We start from the raw sequence: 18,699 nt of genomic DNA, 5'->3' as shown, positions 1-18,699 counted from the left end.
GTAAAATTTGACTTTTTAACCACTAAGGAGGAGCATTTTTTTTATGTCAATCGAGGTAGGCAGCAAGTTACAGGGTAAAGTAACAGGTATTACAAATTTTGGGGCTTTTGTGGAGCTGCCAGAAGGCTTAACGGGTCTTGTTCATATTAGTGAAGTTGCTGATAATTATGTGAAAGATATTAACGATCACTTAAAAGTGGGCGACCAAGTAGAAGTAAAAGTTATTAACGTTGAAAAAGATGGTAAGATCGGTCTATCTATTAAAAAAGCGAAAGAGCGTGAAAAAACAGAAGGAGATCGTCCACGTGGTGAATACCAACGCGGTGGCGGTGGCGATCAACAACGTTCTGGACGTCCACAACGTAATCGTTCTTTCAACAGAGATAACCGTGGCGGCGGTAACGAACGAGCTCCAAAAGAAACATTCGAGCAAAAGATGGCACGTTTCTTAAAGGATAGTGAAGATCGTTTAACTTCTTTAAAGCGTAACACAGAATCTAAACGTGGTGGCCGTGGCGCACGTCGCGGATAATAAGAACGTTTAATTCTTAGCATATAGAGAGGTACTCAGGGCGATTGCTCGGGGTGCCTTTTTATATGTGAAAATATATTTTAAAAAAGTTTTCAAGATGTGTTGACTTTAAATTATATCTGAGGTAAGATACTAATTGTCCGTTAAATAAGACGACATGGCGGTGTAGCTCAGCTGGCTAGAGCGTACGGTTCATACCCGTGAGGTCGGGGGTTCGATCCCCTCCGCCGCTATATTTAATTTAACGGCCCGTTGGTCAAGTGGTTAAGACACCGCCCTTTCACGGCGGTAACACGGGTTCGAATCCCGTACGGGTCATCCTAAAAAGATCATGCAAATTTGCATGATCTTTTTTTGTTAAATAAACTAAGACATACAACACTTCTACAAAATCACCCCGCATTTTCTGAATTTTCTATTAAAATATTGAAAATAAATTACATACCGTGTATATACGTAGAGTTATTTCGAATAAAAAGTCGAACGATTATAAAAGTGAAAACTGTTGTTTTGACAAAAATCCCAATAATAATCTTTTATAATGACAGTAATTAAACTATGCAGGTGGTGTTAAAAATATGCCTAAAGCAGGAAGGAATACTATGAATACAAGTGCATTGGCAATGAATGAGAGTCAGCTTGGAGCAGTAAAGTGGACGAGTAAGTTGCGAATGAAGTTTGAACAGGTTTTCTTTAGATGGGGATTTATTATTGTTGTTATTGGTTTTCTTTTGGGACGAGCATATATATTAACAAACATTTTACCGTTTGCACTGCCGTTTTTTGCTGCTGTTTATGTTATGAAGCGGGATAAGATGCCGCTCGCGTTCTTGGCTCTAATGGGGGGCGCACTTTCAGTTTCGATAGATAATTTATTCTTTACCTTTGCATCTATTTTTACTTTCTTCATTTATAATATCTTCTTTAGTCGGTTTACACGTAAAACTGTTGGGCTTGTTCCATTCCAAGTATTTATCTCCGCATTAACCGCACATTTAGTTGTCGTATATTTTGCACAACAAACTGTCACCATGTACGATCTACTCGTTAGTACGATTGAGGCAGGGCTTAGCTTCGTATTAACTATGATATTTTTACAAAGTGTTCCGCTTTTATTAGAAAGGAAAGGTAAACAGCAAGCGTTAGAGACAGAAGAAATTGTTTGTTTAATTATATTACTAGCATCTGTTTTAACAGGTACAACAGATTGGTTTGTATATGATGCTTCTATTCAACATATTTTTACTAGGTATTTAGTGCTCGTTTTTGCATTTATCGCGGGGGCCGCTACAGGATCTACAGTGGGGGTTGTAACTGGATTAATATTAAGTTTAGCCAATGTCTCCAGCTTATCTCAACTTAGTCTGTTAGCCTTTTCTGGGTTGCTAGGTGGTTTGTTGAAAGAAGGGAAGCGTTTAGGTGTTAGTTTAGGTTTATTAATTGGGACGAGCTTGATTACGCTATATGTAGACAAGCAAACAAACATTGTGACAACTTTAATTGAATCTGGTGTGGCAATTGCTTTCTTCTTATTAACACCGAAACTTGTTATGGATCGTATTGCTAAATTTATGCCAGGCACACAGGAACATTCGCAAGATCAACAACAGTATTTAAGAAGGATGCGCGATGTTACAGCGAGTAAGATTAATCAATTTGCCAATGTATTTGCTGCTTTATCTAATAGTTTTTCTGTATATGGATATGTAGAGGAGGAAGATAAAGAGACAGAGGCAGATTTGTTCTTAAGTACAATTACTGCAAAAACATGTCAAACATGCTTTAAAAAGGACCAATGTTGGGTAGTTAACTTCGACAAAACGTATGATTATATGAAACAAATAATGAGCGAAACGGAAGAGGGGACGTTGCAGCATAATCGGAAGTTAGTTCGTGAGTGGGACAAGCATTGTGTGAGAGGGAAAAAAGTGACGGATTTAGTAGCAGGCGAATTAGATCACTTCTATGAGGGACAAAAATTACGAAAACAAATGAAAGAAAATCGTAGAATAGTAGCGGAGCAACTATTAGGTGTATCAAAGGTTATGGAAGATTTCGCTAAGGAGATACAAAGAGAACGAGAAAATCATCAAGTACAGGAAGAACAGATTCTACAAGCGTTTCGTGATTTTGGTGTAGAAATAGAGCATGTTGATATTTATTGTTTAGATAGAGGGGGTATTGATATTGAAATGTTGATTCCAGTTGCATCTAATGAACATGGGGAATGTGAAAAGTTAGTTGCGCCTATGCTTTCTGATATTCTAAAGGAAAACATTGTTGTTAAACATGAAGAAAAATCTTCTTATCCGAACGGCCATAGCTTAATATCATTTGGTTCGGCAAAAACGTATTCTCTTGATACGGGGTTGGCCACAGCCGCAAAAGGCGGTGGGTTTGTTTCAGGTGATTCTTATGCGATGGTGGATTTGAGTGTTGGTAAATATGCGCTTGCAATTAGTGATGGTATGGGAAATGGGCAAAGAGCTCATATGGAGAGTAAAGAAACGGTAAAATTATTGCAAAAAATACTTCAATCAGGCATTGATGAGGAAATAGCGATTAAGTCTATCAATTCTATTCTTTCTTTAAGAACAACAGAAGAGATGTTTACGACGTTAGATTTAGCTATGGTAGATTTGCGGGATGCGAGTGCGAAATTTTTAAAGATTGGATCGACGCCGAGTTTTGTTAAACGTGCGAATAATATTTTGAAAATTGAGGCAAGTAATTTACCGATGGGGATTATCGAGGATGTTGAAGTTGATGTAGTAGGTGAACAATTAAAAACAGGTGATATCCTTATTATGATGAGCGATGGGATTTTCGAGGGAGCGCAACATGTGGAGAATCATGAACTATGGATGAAACGAAAAATTAAAGAATTACAAACCGAAGATCCGCAAGAAATTGCTGATATCATTATGGAAGAAGTAATTCGTTCGGGTGATGGTTATATAAATGACGATATGACTATTGTTGTGGCGAAAGTGAAGAAAAATATGCCGAAGTGGGCTACGATTCCAATTGTAGGAATGCAGGCACAATAAATTTTCAGTGTGATGTTTCTCTATCGTTATTTTTTTCTAAAAACCTAGGTGGATACCTAGGTTTTTTTACTTTAAAAGATAATGTTATTATTTTTGTGAATATGTACGGATGATGTAAGATAAAAATGTAATTTTTGTATATCTTTTTTTTGCACAATGTTTGTAAAAGTTGTACCATTATAAACAAGGTAACTAACGTTGCTGTTCTTGTTTAATGAAAGGTGATTACGAAGTTGAAAGATACATTTGTTGAGAAGGTAGATGACTTTGTAAAGCAGCATGATGTATTAAAGGAACGTTCAACGATTGTCGTAGGGGTTTCTGGTGGTCCTGACTCTTTGGCTCTTCTATATTATTTGTTAGAAAAAAGAGCAGCAAAACAATTTGAAGTTGTAGTGGCACATGTGGATCATATGTTTAGAGGTGATGAATCTCATGAGGACCTACAGTTTGTGCAGGACCTTTGTAAAGGGCTGGGAGTTATTTGCGAAACGATAAGGATTAATGTGTCGCAATATCAACAGCAATACGGAATGAATGCACAGGTTGCTGCTAGAGAATGCAGATATGCATTTTTGGAAAGAATAATGAAGAAATATGATGCGAGATATGTAGCTCTTGGACATCATGGTGATGATCAAGTAGAGACGATTTTAATGCGCCTTGTACGAGGGAGTACTCCGGAAGGATATGCAGGAATTGCAGTGAAGCGTCCTTTTCATAATGGGTATTTAATTAGGCCGTTACTTGGAGTAACAAAGGAAGAAATTGTTGATTACTGTGATAAGCTAAAAATAATTCCCCGTATAGATCCAAGCAATAAAAAGGAAGTATATACAAGGAATCGATTACGTAAATATGTCATTCCTCATTTGAAAGAAGAGAATCCACAAGTGCATGAGAAATTTCAAAAATTTAGCGTGCAGATGCAAGAGGATGAGGCTTATTTGCAGGAATTAGCTTTTGAGAAAATGAATAAAGTAATTACAAAAAAAAGTGATAAACAAATTAGCTTATCAATTCCTGCCTTTGAATCCATGTCTATGCCTTTACAAAGAAGAGGGATTCAACTAATATTAAACTATCTTTATGAATATAAGGTTCCATCTTCTCTTTCCTCTATACATATTGACAAAGTGATTGAGTTTTTTAAGCGGACACAACCTTCGGGTTCACTTGATTTCCCAGGTGATTTAAAAATTGTTCGCACATACGAGGAGTGTAGCTTTGGATTTAAACAAGAAATTGTTTCTCCTTTTTCGCAAGATTTATCAGTGCCCGGGACAATTACGCTATCGAACGGGGATAAACTTGTAATAGAGGTGAGCGAAGATATACCAAGTAACATGAATGAAACAGTATTTGTTGCTAAGTATAATGATATATCATATCCACTTCGTATTCGTTCTAGGGAAAATGGAGATCGCATGTCAATACAAGGTATGAATGGAACAAAAAAGATAAAAACTATTTTTATCGAAGCAAAAGTACCAAGAGAAAAAAGAGAAGAATGGCCGATCGTTTGTGATGCAAGTGGTAATATTATTTGGGTACCCTTGTTGAAGCGATCTGCATTTGCTATTTCGAAAGAGATGGCAAAGAAGGATAAATATATGATTATTCACTACAAAAGCAAGGAGTCTTCCGGGAGGATAATGAAATGATGAATCAAGATATCGAAAAAGTATTAATTTCTGAAGAACAAATACAAGAAAAGGTGCGCGAATTAGGTGCAATTATTGCAGAGGATTATAAAAACACAGTACCTCTTGCGATTGGTGTATTAAAAGGCGCAATGCCATTCATGGCAGATTTATTAAAGAGAACAGATACATATCTTGAAATGGATTTTATGGCTGTATCTAGTTACGGTCACTCTACTGTTTCAACAGGCGAAGTGAAAATTTTAAAAGATCTTGATACTTCTGTAGAAGGTCGCGATATTTTAATCGTTGAAGATATTATTGATAGCGGTCTTACGCTAAGTTACTTAGTAGACCTATTTAAATATCGTAAAGCGAAGTCTGTAAAAATTGTTACGTTATTAGATAAACCGACAGGCCGCAAGGTAGACTTGAAAGCGGATTATGTTGGATTTACTGTTCCGCATGAATTTGTTGTAGGATATGGATTAGATTATAAAGAGCAGTACCGTAATCTTCCTTATGTAGGAGTATTAAAACCAAGTGTTTACTCAAATTAATTAAATACAGGCGTTACAATTGTATAGGAAAGTTTTTCTATGTTACGATTTACAATAGTGTTTATGCCGTGAGAGGAGGTTAGGAATGAATCGTATCTTCCGTAATACCATCTTTTATTTACTGATATTCCTAGTAGTAATTGGAATCGTGAGCTATTTTAATGGTTCGACACAAAAAACGACATCAGTTAGCTACGATAAATTCATTACTAAACTAGAAAAAGGTGAAGTGCGTAATGTGCAACTTCAACCGAAAAATGGTGTATTTGAGGTAAAAGGACAATTTAACAACTCTAGCCAAGGAGAACAATTTGTTACTTATGCACCAAATACTGAGGAATTACAAAAGAAAATTAATGACAAAGCGCAAGGTGCTGAAGTTAAGTATCAACCAGCAGAAGAAACAAGTGCTTGGGTAACGTTCTTTACTTCTATCATTCCGTTCGTCATTATCTTCATTTTATTCTTCTTCTTATTAAACCAGGCTCAGGGCGGCGGTAGCCGTGTTATGAACTTCGGGAAAAGTAAGGCGAAGTTATATAATGACGAAAAGAAAAAAGTTCGTTTCAGAGATGTTGCTGGAGCGGATGAAGAGAAACAAGAGCTTGTTGAGGTAGTTGAATTCTTGAAAGATCCTCGTAAGTTCGCTGAAGTTGGTGCCCGTATTCCGAAGGGTGTTCTATTAGTAGGGCCTCCAGGTACAGGTAAAACTTTACTAGCACGTGCCGTTGCAGGTGAGGCAGGCGTTCCATTCTTCTCTATCAGTGGTTCTGATTTCGTAGAGATGTTCGTCGGTGTCGGTGCATCCCGTGTACGTGATTTATTCGAAAATGCAAAGAAAAATGCTCCTTGTATCATTTTCATTGATGAAATTGATGCGGTAGGACGTCAACGTGGCGCAGGTCTTGGCGGTGGCCATGATGAGCGTGAGCAAACGCTGAACCAATTACTTGTTGAAATGGATGGATTCGGTGCAAACGAAGGTATTATTATCATCGCTGCAACAAACCGACCTGATATTCTTGACCCAGCATTATTACGTCCAGGTCGTTTTGACCGTCAAATTACAGTAGATCGTCCAGATGTAAATGGTCGTGAAGCTGTACTTAAAGTACATGCTCGTAATAAACCGCTTGCTGATAATATCAACTTAAGAGCAATTGCAACTCGTACACCAGGGTTCTCTGGTGCCGATCTTGAAAACTTATTAAACGAAGCTGCTTTAGTAGCTGCGCGTCAAGATAAGAAGAAAATTGATATGAGTGACATTGATGAAGCGACGGATCGTGTTATTGCAGGTCCAGCTAAGAAAAGCCGTGTTATCTCTGAAAAAGAACGTAATATCGTTGCATTCCATGAAGCTGGCCATACTGTAATTGGTGTTGTCCTTGATGAAGCAGATATCGTTCATAAAGTAACAATTGTCCCTCGTGGTCAAGCAGGTGGATATGCAGTAATGCTTCCGAAAGAAGATCGTTACTTCATGACAAAACCAGAGTTACTTGATAAAATCACTGGTTTACTTGGTGGTCGAGTAGCTGAAGAGATTGTGTTTGGTGAAGCAAGCACAGGTGCTCACAACGACTTCCAACGTGCGACTGGTATTGCAAGACGTATGGTTACGGAATTCGGTATGAGTGATAAGCTGGGACCGATGCAATTCGGTAGCTCACAAGGTGGTCAAGTGTTCTTAGGAAGAGACTTCCATTCAGAACAAAACTACAGTGATGCAATTGCACATGAAATTGATGTGGAAATGCAAACGATTATAAAAGAATGTTATGCTCGCGCGAACCAAATTCTTACTGAAAAACGTGATAAGCTAGATCTTATTGCGAAAACGTTACTTGAAGTAGAAACGTTAGATGCAGAGCAAATCAATCATTTATATGATTACGGCAGATTACCAGAGCGTCCAACATCTTCAGATGATGTGAAAGTAAACATCAATATGAAGAAGGACGATGAAGACATAGAAGATAAGTAAGAGATAAAGGAGTGACAGTTGTCACTCCTTTTTTATTTGTAGAAAAATACTAAGTCGGAAAAAATTAAAATAAAATTAGTATTAAAAATTGAAATAGAGAGTAATCTTTTTGTAAAATGATGAGGATAGAAAAGCTGATTATATAAGTATGTGTGATATGATGTTTTTATAAGTTTTATACATACTGCATAAATATAGATTAAATAAGATAAGTGGTGAGAATATGATTTTTGTATTGGATGTAGGGAACACAAATGCTGTACTAGGCGTGTTTGAAGAGGGGGAACTTCGTCAACATTGGCGCATGGAAACAGATCGTCATAAGACAGAAGATGAATATGGAATGCTTGTAAAGCAGTTGCTTGAGCATGAGGGTCTTTCGTTTGAAGATGTGAAAGGTATTATCGTGTCTTCAGTCGTACCACCAATTATGTTTGCTTTAGAGCGCATGTGTGAAAAGTATTTTAAAATTAAACCGCTTGTAGTAGGTCCTGGAATAAAAACGGGGCTAAATATTAAATATGAAAATCCACGTGAAGTAGGCGCGGACCGAATTGTAAATGCAGTAGCAGGAATCCACTTATATGGAAGTCCGCTTATTATTGTCGATTTTGGTACGGCTACTACATATTGTTATATTAACGAAGAAAAGCATTATATGGGTGGAGTTATTACGCCGGGAATTATGATTTCAGCAGAGGCTTTATATAGTAGAGCGGCAAAACTTCCTCGTATTGAAATTACAAAGCCAAGCAGTGTTATTGGAAAGAATACGGTAAGTGCGATGCAATCTGGTATTCTTTATGGTTATGTTGGACAAGTGGAAGGTATTGTTAAGCGTATGAAAGAGGAAGCTAAACAAGAACCGAAAGTTATTGCAACAGGTGGATTGGCGAAATTAATTTCAGAAGAATCGAATGTAATTGATGTTGTAGATCCATTCTTAACATTAAAAGGTTTGTATATGTTATACGAGCGTAATGCAAATTTACAGCATGAGAAAGGTGAATAAATAAGTATGAAAGATTATTTAGTAAAAGCGTTAGCATTTGATGGAGAAGTACGTGCGTATAGTGTACGTACAACAAACACGGTAAGTGAGGCCCAAAAACGTCATGATACGTGGAGAACAGCTTCAGCCGCACTTGGTCGCTCTTTAACTGCCGGAACAATAATGGGAGCGATGTTAAAAGGTGACCAAAAGTTAACAATTAAGGTAGAAGGTAACGGTCCGATTGGCCCGATCTTAGTAGATGCTCATGCAAATGGAGATGTACGTGGCTATGTAACGAATCCACATGTTGATTTTGAAGGAACAGAACAAGGGAAATTACGTGTATATCAAGCGGTTGGTACAGAAGGATTTGTAACAGTAATTAAAGATATTGGTATGCGTGAGCCGTTTGTCGGCCAATCTCCAATCGTTTCGGGAGAATTAGGAGAAGACTTCACGTATTATTTCGCAGTTTCTGAGCAGACACCTTCTTCTGTAGGTGTTGGTGTTCTTGTAAATGGAGATGACAGCATATTAGCAGCAGGTGGATTTATTCTTCAAATTATGCCAGGCGCACAGGAGGAAACAATTTCATTCATTGAAGATCGTTTGCAAAAAATTCCTCCTGTATCAACATTGATCGAACAGGGGCTTTCTCCAGAAGAGGTACTATATGCAGTCCTTGGGGAAGATAAAGTAAAAGTATTAGAAACGATGGATGTTCAATTTAATTGTACGTGCTCACGCGAACGTATTGAGAGTGTGTTAATTAGTTTAGGTAAAACAGAGTTAGAGCAAATTCGTGAAGAAGACGAAGAGACAGAAGTTCATTGCCATTTCTGTAATGAACGACATAAGTTCTCTAAAGAAGATATTACAAATTTAATTGAGAATTTGTAATAAGGAAATCAAGGGGATTCACCCTCTAAATAGATTGACAAACAGAGAATTTTCTGACAAAATCTAAATATAGATAAAACCAATAAAAATACTCGGTGTTAGGAGTGACAGGAATGCGAGTGGCACAATCAGTTTCAGAATTAATCGGGAAAACGCCGATCGTTAAGTTGAACCGCATCGTAGAATCAGACAGCGCAGATATATACTTAAAATTAGAATTTATGAATCCGGGGAGCAGTGTTAAAGATCGTATTGCATTAGCTATGATTGAAGATGCTGAAAAAAAAGGATTATTAAAAGAAGGCGATACAATCATTGAGCCGACAAGTGGTAACACAGGAATTGGTTTAGCGATGGTAGCGGCCGCTAAAGGATATAAGGCAATTTTAGTAATGCCAGAAACAATGAGTATTGAGCGTCGTAATTTATTACGTGCTTACGGTGCAGAATTAGTATTGACTCCAGGGCCTGAAGGAATGGGTGGAGCGATTCGTCAAGCGACTGAATTAGCAAAAGAGCATGGCTACTTTATACCGCAACAGTTCAAAAACCAATCGAATCCAGAAATTCATCGTTTAACAACAGGGCCAGAAATTGTTGAACAAATGGGCGACCAATTAGATGCGTTTATTGCAGGTATTGGTACAGGTGGAACGATTACTGGTGCTGGTGAAGTACTGAAGGAAGCGTATAAAGATATTAAAATTTATGCAGTAGAACCTGCGGATTCACCAGTATTATCTGGTGGGAAACCGGGTCCACATAAAATCCAAGGAATTGGGGCGGGATTCATCCCAGAGACATTGGATGTAGAGGTATATGATGAAATTGTTCAAGTGAAAACAGAGCAAGCATTTGAATATGCAAGAAGAGTGGCTAAAGAAGAAGGTATTTTAGTGGGCATCTCTTCTGGAGCAGTTATTTATGCAGCAACAGAAATTGCGAAAAAGTTAGGTAAAGGGAAAAAGGTACTTGTTATTATCCCGAGTAACGGTGAACGTTATTTAAGTACACCACTTTATCAATTTGAGTCTTAATTATATGCGATTGAAAAAGCATCCTTGAAAAAGGATGCTTTTTCTTTTTGGATTGGAAATAGGAAAAGAGTGAATGACTAGAAAACTTCATGTAAAATAAGAGGTAGTATAATTAATTTATTTTCACTAGCCTTCGAGTATAACCCTTCTATATACATAACGAATGTAGAGTTTGAAGTGGTTAATATAAGAGGGTGGGATAAAAGAAGACGGGGTGTTGATATGCAACGAAGAAAATCTTTAGCGCTTTCTATTCCATATCAGTTAGATTTCTTTAAGCAGTATAAATTTCTTTCTAAGGATAAACCGCAACATATTTTGTTAGAGAGTGGACGTGGCGGTCGTTATAACATTGTGGGGTTGAACCCAGTAGCGGTAATTCAAGGGAAGGGTGAAACGTTACATATAAGTGAAAGTGGTAAGGAAACAATAAAGCAAGGAAATCCATTAGATTTAATGCAGGAATATATGGAGCGATGGGAAACAGATTATAATCCGGAGTACCCGCCATTTCAAGGTGGTGCAATTGGTTACTTTAGTTATGATTGCATCCGTTATATTGAAAAACTCCCTTCTCTTGCGAAGGATGATATTAATATACCTGATATATTCTTTTTATTATTTGATGATGTGTTTGTGTATGATCAAGAAGAAAAAGTATTATGGATTATTACACATTATGTCGACAAGCATGAAGAGGCAAAAGAGCGATTAAATGAATGGAAGATTCTTTGGGCGACAGAAGCGCCGGAAGTGACTATGCCGTTCGTATGCCCTGAAAAGAAAAGCGAAGCAGTTGCTTTTACTGAAGAAGGCTTCATGAAGGCAGTTGAATGTATTCAAGAATATATTGGGGCTGGTGATGTATTCCAAGTAAACTTGTCGACGAGACAAGAAAGAACATTACAAACACACCCGCTAGAAATTTATACAAGTCTTCGTGAAATTAATCCATCTCCATATATGGGTTACTTGGAGCTTGGAGATTTTCAAATTGTTAGTGGATCGCCAGAGTTGTTAATTAAGAAACAAGGAACAGAAGTAAGTACAAGACCAATTGCTGGAACGAGATCTAGAGGTGCGAATGAGCAAGAGGATGAAGAATTAGCAAGAGAATTAATTGAGAATGAAAAAGAAAGAGCGGAGCACGTCATGCTTGTAGATTTAGAACGAAATGATTTAGGGCGTGTTTGTAAATATGGCACTGTAGAAGTAGATGAATTTATGGTAATTGAGAAATACTCACATGTTATGCATATTGTTTCTAATGTACGTGGTGAGGTGGAAGAAGATAAAGATGCTTTTGATTTAGTGAAGGCTGTATTCCCTGGGGGAACAATTACTGGTGCCCCGAAAATACGTACGATGGAAATTATTGAAGAATTAGAACCTGTTCGCCGAGGAATTTATACAGGTTCGATCGGATGGATCGGTTATTCTGGAGATACAGAATTGAATATTGTAATTAGAACACTTCTTGCTAAAGATGGAAAAGCGCATGTACAAGCAGGAGCGGGAATTGTAATTGATTCAAATCCGGAAAATGAATATAAAGAGTCGTTAAAAAAGGCGATTGCTTTATGGCGTGCAAAAGAACGTAGCGAAGAAACGGTTAGGTGAGAGAAATGATATTAATGATTGATAATTATGATTCTTTTACATTTAATTTAGTGCAGTTTCTTGGAGAACTTGGACAAGAGCTCGTTGTTAAACGAAACGATGAAGTAACTATTTCGGATATTGAGAATATGAAACCGGACTTTTTAATGATTTCGCCAGGTCCATGTAGTCCGAATGAAGCAGGTATTAGTATGGAGGTTATTCGATACTTTGCCGGAAAGGTTGCGATTTTTGGGGTTTGTCTTGGGCATCAATCTATTGCACAAGTGTTTGGTGGAGAGGTTGTTCGTGCGGAACGATTAATGCACGGAAAAACGTCGCTTATGCATCATGACGGAAAGACGATTTTTTCGGATATTCCTAATCCGTTTACTGCGACGCGCTACCATTCCCTTATCGTTAAGAAAGAGACGTTACCAGATTGCTTAGATGTAACAGCTTGGACAGAAGAAGGGGAAATTATGGCGCTCCGTCATACAACATTACCGATTGAAGGTGTACAGTTCCATCCGGAATCGATTATGACTTCCCATGGGAAAGAGTTGTTGCAGAATTTCATTCGTAAATACAGTCCGAGTGTGACAGTATGTTAATTTACGTAAATGGTGAGTATGTAGAGGCAAGTGAAGCGAGAATTTCTCCGTATGACCATGGTTATTTATATGGTCTTGGAGTTTTTGAGACGTTTCGTATTTATAATGGTCATCCTTTCTTATTGGATGATCATTATAATCGTTTAATAGATGCACTGAATACATTGCAAATTAAATTTACAATGACAAAAGATGAAGTGCTGCTTATTTTGAAGGGTTTACTCGTTAAGAATGAATTAGAGCATGCGTATGTACGTTTTAATGTATCGGCTGGTATAGATGAAATTGGATTGCAAACGGAAATGTATGAAGAACCGTCTGTTATTGTTTTTATAAAACCTTTAGCAGCCCCGGGAGATGTAGTGGAAAAAGAAGGGGTTATTTTAAAGCAAGTGCGAAATACACCAGAGGGTGCGTCTCGCTTAAAGTCTCATCATTATTTAAATAACATTTTAGGAAAACGTGAAATTGGAAGTGTTGTGAATAAGGAAGGTATTTTCCTTACTGAAGCAGGTTATGTTGCAGAGGGTGTTGTTTCGAATCTCTTTTTTGTGAAGGGTGATATTTTGTATACACCTTCGTTAAAAACAGGGATTTTAAATGGTATCACTCGTGCGTTTATTATAAAGGTTGCTGAAGAGCTGGGTATAGAGGTAAAGGAAGGTTTCTTTACAAAAGATGAATTACTTTCAGCTGATGAAGTTTTCGTAACAAATTCAATTCAAGAAGTTGTTCCACTTTATCATATAGAGGGACGAGATTTCCCGGGTAAAGTAGGTATGGTTACAAAAAGGTTTATGAATCTTTATGAAATGCAGAGAGAGAAATTGTGGAGTAGAAATGAATTGTGAAGAGGAGATGTGTAGTTTGAAGTGGGATTATGATTTGCGCTGCGGCGAATATACATTGAACTTAAATGAAAAAACTTTAATTATGGGGATTTTAAATGTAACGCCAGATTCATTTTCTGATGGTGGGAGTTACAACGAGGTAGAGGCTGCGGTGCGCCATGCGAAAGAGATGCGAGATGAAGGTGCTCATATTATTGATATTGGCGGTGAATCTACTCGCCCGGGTTTTGCTAAAGTATCAGTGGAAGAAGAAATCAAACGAGTTGTTCCAATGATTCAGGCGGTTTCAAAAGAAGTGAAATTGCCTATTTCTATCGATACGTATAAAGCTGAAGTTGCAAAACAAGCAATCGAAGCTGGCGCTCATATTATTAATGACGTTTGGGGAGCGAAGGCGGAACCAAAAATCGCTGAAGTTGCAGCTCATTACGATGTACCTATTATCTTGATGCATAATCGCGATAACATGAATTACCGCAATTTAATGGCTGATATGATTGCCGATTTATATGACAGTATTAAAATTGCTAAAGATGCTGGTGTGCGAGATGAGAATATCATTTTAGACCCAGGCATCGGTTTTGCTAAAACACCTGAACAAAATTTAGAAGCGATGCGTAATTTAGAACAGTTAAACGTACTAGGTTATCCAGTTCTCTTAGGTACTTCTAGAAAGTCCTTTATTGGACATGTGTTAGATTTACCGGTAGAGGAACGTCTTGAGGGAACGGGAGCTACCGTTTGTCTTGGCATTGAAAAGGGTTGTGAGTTTGTTCGTGTTCATGATGTGAAGGAAATGGCACGTATGGCTAAGATGATGGATGCGATGATTGGTAAGGGGGTAAAGTAATTGGATAAAATTTATGTTCATGATATGGAGTTTTACGGTTATCATGGTGTATTCCCAGAGGAAAATAAATTGGGTCAGAGATTTAAAGTGGACTTAACGGTGGAGTTGGATTTGAAACAGGCAGGAGAAAGTGATGACTTAGAGCATTCTGTCAATTATGGAGAGCTTTTCGAGTTATGTAGAAAAGTTGTTGAAGATAGAACGTATAAGCTTGTAGAGAGTATCGCTGAAAATATCGCTGCAGATATATTGAAACAATATGAGAGTATTTCAAGATGTACGATAAAGGTAATTAAACCAGATCCGCCGATACCTGGGCATTATCGTGCTGTAGCAGTGGAAATTACGAGAGAACGACCATGAATAATATAGCTTACATTGCATTAGGTTCAAATATCGGAGAACGTTATACGTATTTAACAGAAGCGATTCAGTTTTTAAACAAAAACCCGTATATCCAAGTTAACGATATTTCATCTGTATATGAAACAGAACCAGTTGGCTATACTGACCAAAGTTGCTTTTTAAATTTAGTTATAAAAATTTCTACCAATTTATCACCGCAAGAGTTATTGAAAATTACACAAAGAGTAGAGAATGATTTAGGAAGAAAAAGGGAAATTAGATGGGGTCCGAGGACCATCGACCTTGACATTTTACTATATAATCAAGAAAATATTGAAGCAGAGAATCTTATTGTTCCGCATCCGCGGATGTTCGAAAGAGCTTTTGTTATCGTTCCGTTGTTAGAGATTAATCAAGATATTAAACAAAACATTTCACGTTCACAAGTAGAAGAAATGAAAAGGCGAGAGGGAGTAACGGTATGGAAGCAGAAAAATGGGGAAGACGCATTCGTGCTTTTCGAAAGCTAAAAGGCTATACGCAAGAAGGTTTTGCTAAAGAATTAGGGGTATCTGTATCTGTTTTAGGTGAAGTTGAGAGAGGGAATCGATCGCCTTCCCAAGATTTTGTAGTGGAAGTTGCTAAGGCATTGAAGGTTTCGGTGGAGGAATTAATGCCAAAGTAACTATGAAGGAAGGAGTAAGTCGAGTGTTAAAGATCGCAAATATTGAGATGAAAAACCCGGTTGTATTAGCACCGATGGCGGGAGTGTGTAATTCTGCATTCCGTTTGACAGTGAAAGAATTTGGTGCAGGCCTAGTTTGTGCTGAAATGGTAAGTGATAAAGCGATATTGCTTAATAACAAAAGAACATTAGATATGTTATATATTGATGAAAGAGAAAAGCCATTAAGTTTACAAATTTTCGGCGGAGAGAAAGAAACTCTTGTAGATGCTGCGAAATATGTAGATAAATATACGACAGCAGACATTATTGATATTAATATGGGGTGCCCAGTACCGAAAATCATTAAGTGTGATGCGGGAGCAAAGTGGCTTTTAGACCCGAATAAAATATATGAAATGGTAGCGGCAGTTGTAGATGCTGTTGAAAAGCCAGTTACAGTTAAGATGCGTATTGGTTGGGATGCAGATCATATTTTCGCAATTGAGAATGCGAAAGCTGTTGAGCGTGCTGGCGGACAAGCGGTAGCGGTTCATGGGCGTACACGAGTACAAATGTATGAAGGGAAAGCGGATTGGGATATTATTAAACAAGTAAAGCAAGCTGTAAATATCCCGGTTATCGGAAATGGTGATGTCGAAACGCCACAAGATGCAAAGCGAATGCTTGATGAAATTGGTGTGGATGGTGTTATGATTGGTCGCGCTGCCCTTGGGGACCCGTGGATGATTTATCGTACGGTAAAGTATTTAGAGACAGGTGAATTAATGCCGGAACCGACAGTGCGTGAGAAAATTGACGTGTGTATGTTGCATCTAGATCGTCTTATCGATTTAAAGAACGAAAATGTCGCTGTAAGAGAGATGAGAAAGCATGCAGCTTGGTACTTAAAGGGTGTTCGAGGTAATGCAACTGTACGCAATGGTATCAATGCTTGTAATACGCGTGAAGACCTTGCGAATGTATTAGGTGCATTTGTAGACGAAGTAGAAGCGAAACAACAAACGATTCACGTTGGTTAATAATAGATAGGGAAGATTGACATTCTTCTATACACTTCCTATAATTACGTGAAAGAAAGAAGAACTGCCAGCTAGTTGCTGGCAGTTTTTCTAGTTGAGTAGAAAATGCTATACTGTATATATTGTAAAAATTAATAGAGCTGGAGTGATATCAATACCATGGATAACATGAACCACGAAGAATTAAACGACCAATTGCTTGTTCGTCGTGAAAAGTTACATAACTTACGTGAGCAAGGAATCGATCCGTTCGGTAAACGATTTGAACGTACAAATGCAACAAATGACTTATTAAGCTTATATGGAGAGTTCTCTAAAGAAGAATTAGAAGAGAAAGAAATCTCTGTTTCTATCGCTGGTCGTATTATGACAAAACGCGGTAAAGGAAAAGCTGGATTTGCACATATTCAAGATTTACATGGACAAGTTCAAATTTATGTTCGTAAAGATGCTGTTGGAGATGAAGAGTACGAATTATTTAAAACAGCAGATTTAGGTGACTTAGTAGGTATTGAAGGTAAAGTATTCAAAACAAACGTTGGAGAACTTTCAGTGAAAGCAACGGGCTTTACACTATTAACGAAATCTCTTCGTCCATTACCGGATAAATATCATGGGTTAAAAGATGTTGAACAACGCTACCGTCAACGTTACTTAGATTTAATTACAAGTATGGAAAGCCGTGAAACATTCGTTACTCGTAGTAAGATCATTCGTGAAATGAGAAGATACTTAGATGACAATGGTTACCTTGAAGTGGAAACGCCTATGATGCATGCAATTGCAGGTGGAGCTTCTGCACGTCCTTTCATTACGCACCATAATGCGTTAGATATGGAATTATACATGCGTATCGCAATTGAACTTCATTTAAAACGCCTTATTGTGGGTGGATTAGAAAAAGTTTATGAAATCGGTCGTGTATTCCGTAATGAGGGTGTATCAACTCGCCATAACCCAGAGTTTACAATGATTGAATTATATGAGGCGTATGCTGATTATAAGGATATTATGAAACTAACAGAAAATATGGTTGCTCATATTGCGAAGCAAGTACTAGGTACAACAACAATCCAATATGGTGATTATGAAATTGATCTAGAGCCAGAATGGACACGCCTTCATATGGTAGATGCGATTAAAGAACACTCTGGAGCAGATTTCTGGAATCCAATGAGTGTAGAAGAAGCGCGTGAACTTGCAAAGGAACATAATGTAGGTATTAAGGATACGATGGAAGTTGGTCATATTATAAACGAATTCTTCGAACAAAAAGTAGAAGATAAATTAATCCAACCAACATTTATTTACGGTCATCCGGTAGAAATTTCGCCACTTGCGAAAAAGAATGATGAAGATCCGCGATTCACAGATCGTTTCGAATTATTTATCGTTGCACGTGAACATGCAAATGCATTCACTGAGCTAAATGATCCGATTGATCAAAAAGAACGTTTTGAAGCGCAATTAAAAGAACGCGAACAAGGTAATGATGAAGCTCACATGATGGATGATGATTATATTGAAGCTCTTGAGTACGGCATGCCTCCTACAGGTGGACTAGGAATTGGTATTGATCGTCTTGTTATGTTATTAACGAATGCACCATCTATTCGTGATGTATTATTATTCCCTGCTATGCGTCATAAGCAAGACTAAGCTTTGGAGATTTCTCCAAAGCTTTTTTTATTTGAGTAAGAGCTACGTGGGGATAGTAGCTCTTGAGGGGCGAGAAATTATATTTATATAGAAGAAATGTGCTGTTTTTATACTTTTTTACTAAGTTAAAAATTTTATTAGAAAAACTATTGCATTTTAATAATCAAACTGGTATATTTATATTCGTTGCCACGAAAGGTAACAAGCAAAACAAACGAAAAACAACTTATTGAAAAAAGTTGTTGACGAAAATATAACGAAATGTTATATTGATAAAGTCGCTTCTGAGCGACAGACAAGTTCTTTGAAAACTGAACGAAACAAACAACGTGAAACGTCAATTTTTATTTTTAGATGCTAGACAAACTAAC

General features: G+C 37.5%; 17 protein-coding genes and 2 tRNA genes. All 19 read left to right on the top strand.

All coding sequences use genetic code 11. The features are described 5' to 3' along the window. The first annotated feature begins 43 nt into the window (after positions 1-43). The 19 genes from KVT31_RS27605 (at position 44) to lysS (ending at position 18,328) form a co-directional block, all read left to right on the top strand. On the top strand, positions 44-532 hold the full coding sequence (locus KVT31_RS27605; protein ID WP_000021454.1) for a S1 domain-containing RNA-binding protein: 489 nt from the start codon (positions 44-46) through the stop codon (positions 530-532). Positions 533-691: 159 nt separating this feature from the next. Further along, positions 692-765: transfer RNA gene (locus tag KVT31_RS27600), tRNA-Met, on the top strand. A 13-nt stretch (positions 766-778) separates the two neighbouring features. Further along, positions 779-850 (top strand) — tRNA-Glu (locus KVT31_RS27595). 260 nt (positions 851-1,110) lie between these two features. Next, positions 1,111-3,582 carry a stage II sporulation protein E gene (spoIIE, locus tag KVT31_RS27590; protein WP_140392303.1) on the top strand — a complete coding sequence of 824 codons (2,472 nt, stop codon included), beginning with the start codon at positions 1,111-1,113 and terminating at the stop codon, positions 3,580-3,582. Positions 3,583-3,815: 233 nt separating this feature from the next. Then, positions 3,816-5,246, top strand: coding sequence for a tRNA lysidine(34) synthetase TilS (gene tilS, locus KVT31_RS27585; protein ID WP_088094789.1), 1,431 nt, complete (start codon positions 3,816-3,818; stop codon positions 5,244-5,246). Next, complete coding sequence (gene hpt / locus KVT31_RS27580) at positions 5,243-5,785, top strand: hypoxanthine phosphoribosyltransferase (RefSeq protein WP_000981842.1); 543 nt, start codon at positions 5,243-5,245, stop codon at positions 5,783-5,785. The genes tilS and hpt overlap by 4 nt, the downstream gene beginning before the upstream one ends. An 85-nt stretch (positions 5,786-5,870) precedes the next feature. Beyond that, a complete protein-coding gene (gene ftsH, locus KVT31_RS27575) occupies positions 5,871-7,772 on the top strand; it encodes an ATP-dependent zinc metalloprotease FtsH (RefSeq protein WP_088094790.1) in 1,902 nt (633 codons plus the stop codon). A 223-nt stretch (positions 7,773-7,995) separates the two neighbouring features. Beyond that, positions 7,996-8,784 carry a type III pantothenate kinase gene (locus KVT31_RS27570; protein WP_063222213.1) on the top strand — a complete coding sequence of 263 codons (789 nt, stop codon included), beginning with the start codon at positions 7,996-7,998 and terminating at the stop codon, positions 8,782-8,784. A 6-nt stretch (positions 8,785-8,790) separates the two neighbouring features. Continuing rightward, entirely contained in the window at positions 8,791-9,666 is an 876-nt protein-coding gene (gene hslO / locus KVT31_RS27565) for a redox-regulated molecular chaperone HslO (RefSeq protein ID WP_088094791.1), read from the top strand. Between the two features lie 113 nt (positions 9,667-9,779). Further along, positions 9,780-10,703 (top strand): cysteine synthase A, encoded by a 924-nt coding sequence (gene cysK / locus KVT31_RS27560; RefSeq protein ID WP_001261702.1) that lies wholly within the window; start codon positions 9,780-9,782, stop codon positions 10,701-10,703. Positions 10,704-10,925: 222 nt separating this feature from the next. Further along, the gene (gene pabB / locus KVT31_RS27555; protein ID WP_088094792.1) at positions 10,926-12,323 is read left to right on the top strand and encodes an aminodeoxychorismate synthase component I; all 1,398 of its coding nucleotides are present in this window, start codon (positions 10,926-10,928) and stop codon (positions 12,321-12,323) included. A gap of 5 nt (positions 12,324-12,328) precedes the next feature. Next, positions 12,329-12,916, top strand: coding sequence for an aminodeoxychorismate/anthranilate synthase component II (gene pabA, locus KVT31_RS27550; protein ID WP_088094793.1), 588 nt, complete (start codon positions 12,329-12,331; stop codon positions 12,914-12,916). Then, on the top strand, positions 12,910-13,767 hold the full coding sequence (gene pabC, locus KVT31_RS27545) for an aminodeoxychorismate lyase (RefSeq protein ID WP_088094794.1): 858 nt from the start codon (positions 12,910-12,912) through the stop codon (positions 13,765-13,767). Before pabA ends, pabC begins: the two co-directional genes overlap by 7 nt. Continuing rightward, positions 13,757-14,617 carry a dihydropteroate synthase gene (gene folP, locus KVT31_RS27540; RefSeq protein ID WP_140392304.1) on the top strand — a complete coding sequence of 287 codons (861 nt, stop codon included), beginning with the start codon at positions 13,757-13,759 and terminating at the stop codon, positions 14,615-14,617. The genes pabC and folP overlap by 11 nt, the downstream gene beginning before the upstream one ends. Continuing rightward, positions 14,618-14,980: a dihydroneopterin aldolase gene (gene folB, locus KVT31_RS27535; protein ID WP_088094795.1), complete on the top strand. Its 363-nt coding sequence runs from the start codon at positions 14,618-14,620 to the stop codon at positions 14,978-14,980. Beyond that, positions 14,977-15,492 (top strand): 2-amino-4-hydroxy-6-hydroxymethyldihydropteridine diphosphokinase, encoded by a 516-nt coding sequence (gene folK / locus KVT31_RS27530; RefSeq protein WP_001059453.1) that lies wholly within the window; start codon positions 14,977-14,979, stop codon positions 15,490-15,492. The genes folB and folK overlap by 4 nt, the downstream gene beginning before the upstream one ends. Further along, positions 15,444-15,647: a helix-turn-helix domain-containing protein gene (locus tag KVT31_RS27525; RefSeq protein ID WP_000387029.1), complete on the top strand. Its 204-nt coding sequence runs from the start codon at positions 15,444-15,446 to the stop codon at positions 15,645-15,647. Before folK ends, KVT31_RS27525 begins: the two co-directional genes overlap by 49 nt. A 23-nt stretch (positions 15,648-15,670) precedes the next feature. Then, positions 15,671-16,669 carry a tRNA dihydrouridine synthase DusB gene (gene dusB, locus KVT31_RS27520; protein WP_140392305.1) on the top strand — a complete coding sequence of 333 codons (999 nt, stop codon included), beginning with the start codon at positions 15,671-15,673 and terminating at the stop codon, positions 16,667-16,669. 159 nt (positions 16,670-16,828) lie between these two features. Beyond that, positions 16,829-18,328 carry a lysine--tRNA ligase gene (gene lysS, locus KVT31_RS27515; protein WP_088094797.1) on the top strand — a complete coding sequence of 500 codons (1,500 nt, stop codon included), beginning with the start codon at positions 16,829-16,831 and terminating at the stop codon, positions 18,326-18,328. The last annotated feature ends 371 nt before the right edge of the window (positions 18,329-18,699 follow it).

It is taken from the genome of Bacillus sp. GbtcB14 (assembly GCF_019091205.1).
Lineage (GTDB): Bacteria > Bacillota > Bacilli > Bacillales > Bacillaceae_G > Bacillus_A > Bacillus_A cereus_AG.
The sequence above is the reverse complement of the archived record's forward strand: the minus strand, read 5'-3'. Positions and strand labels throughout refer to the sequence as shown.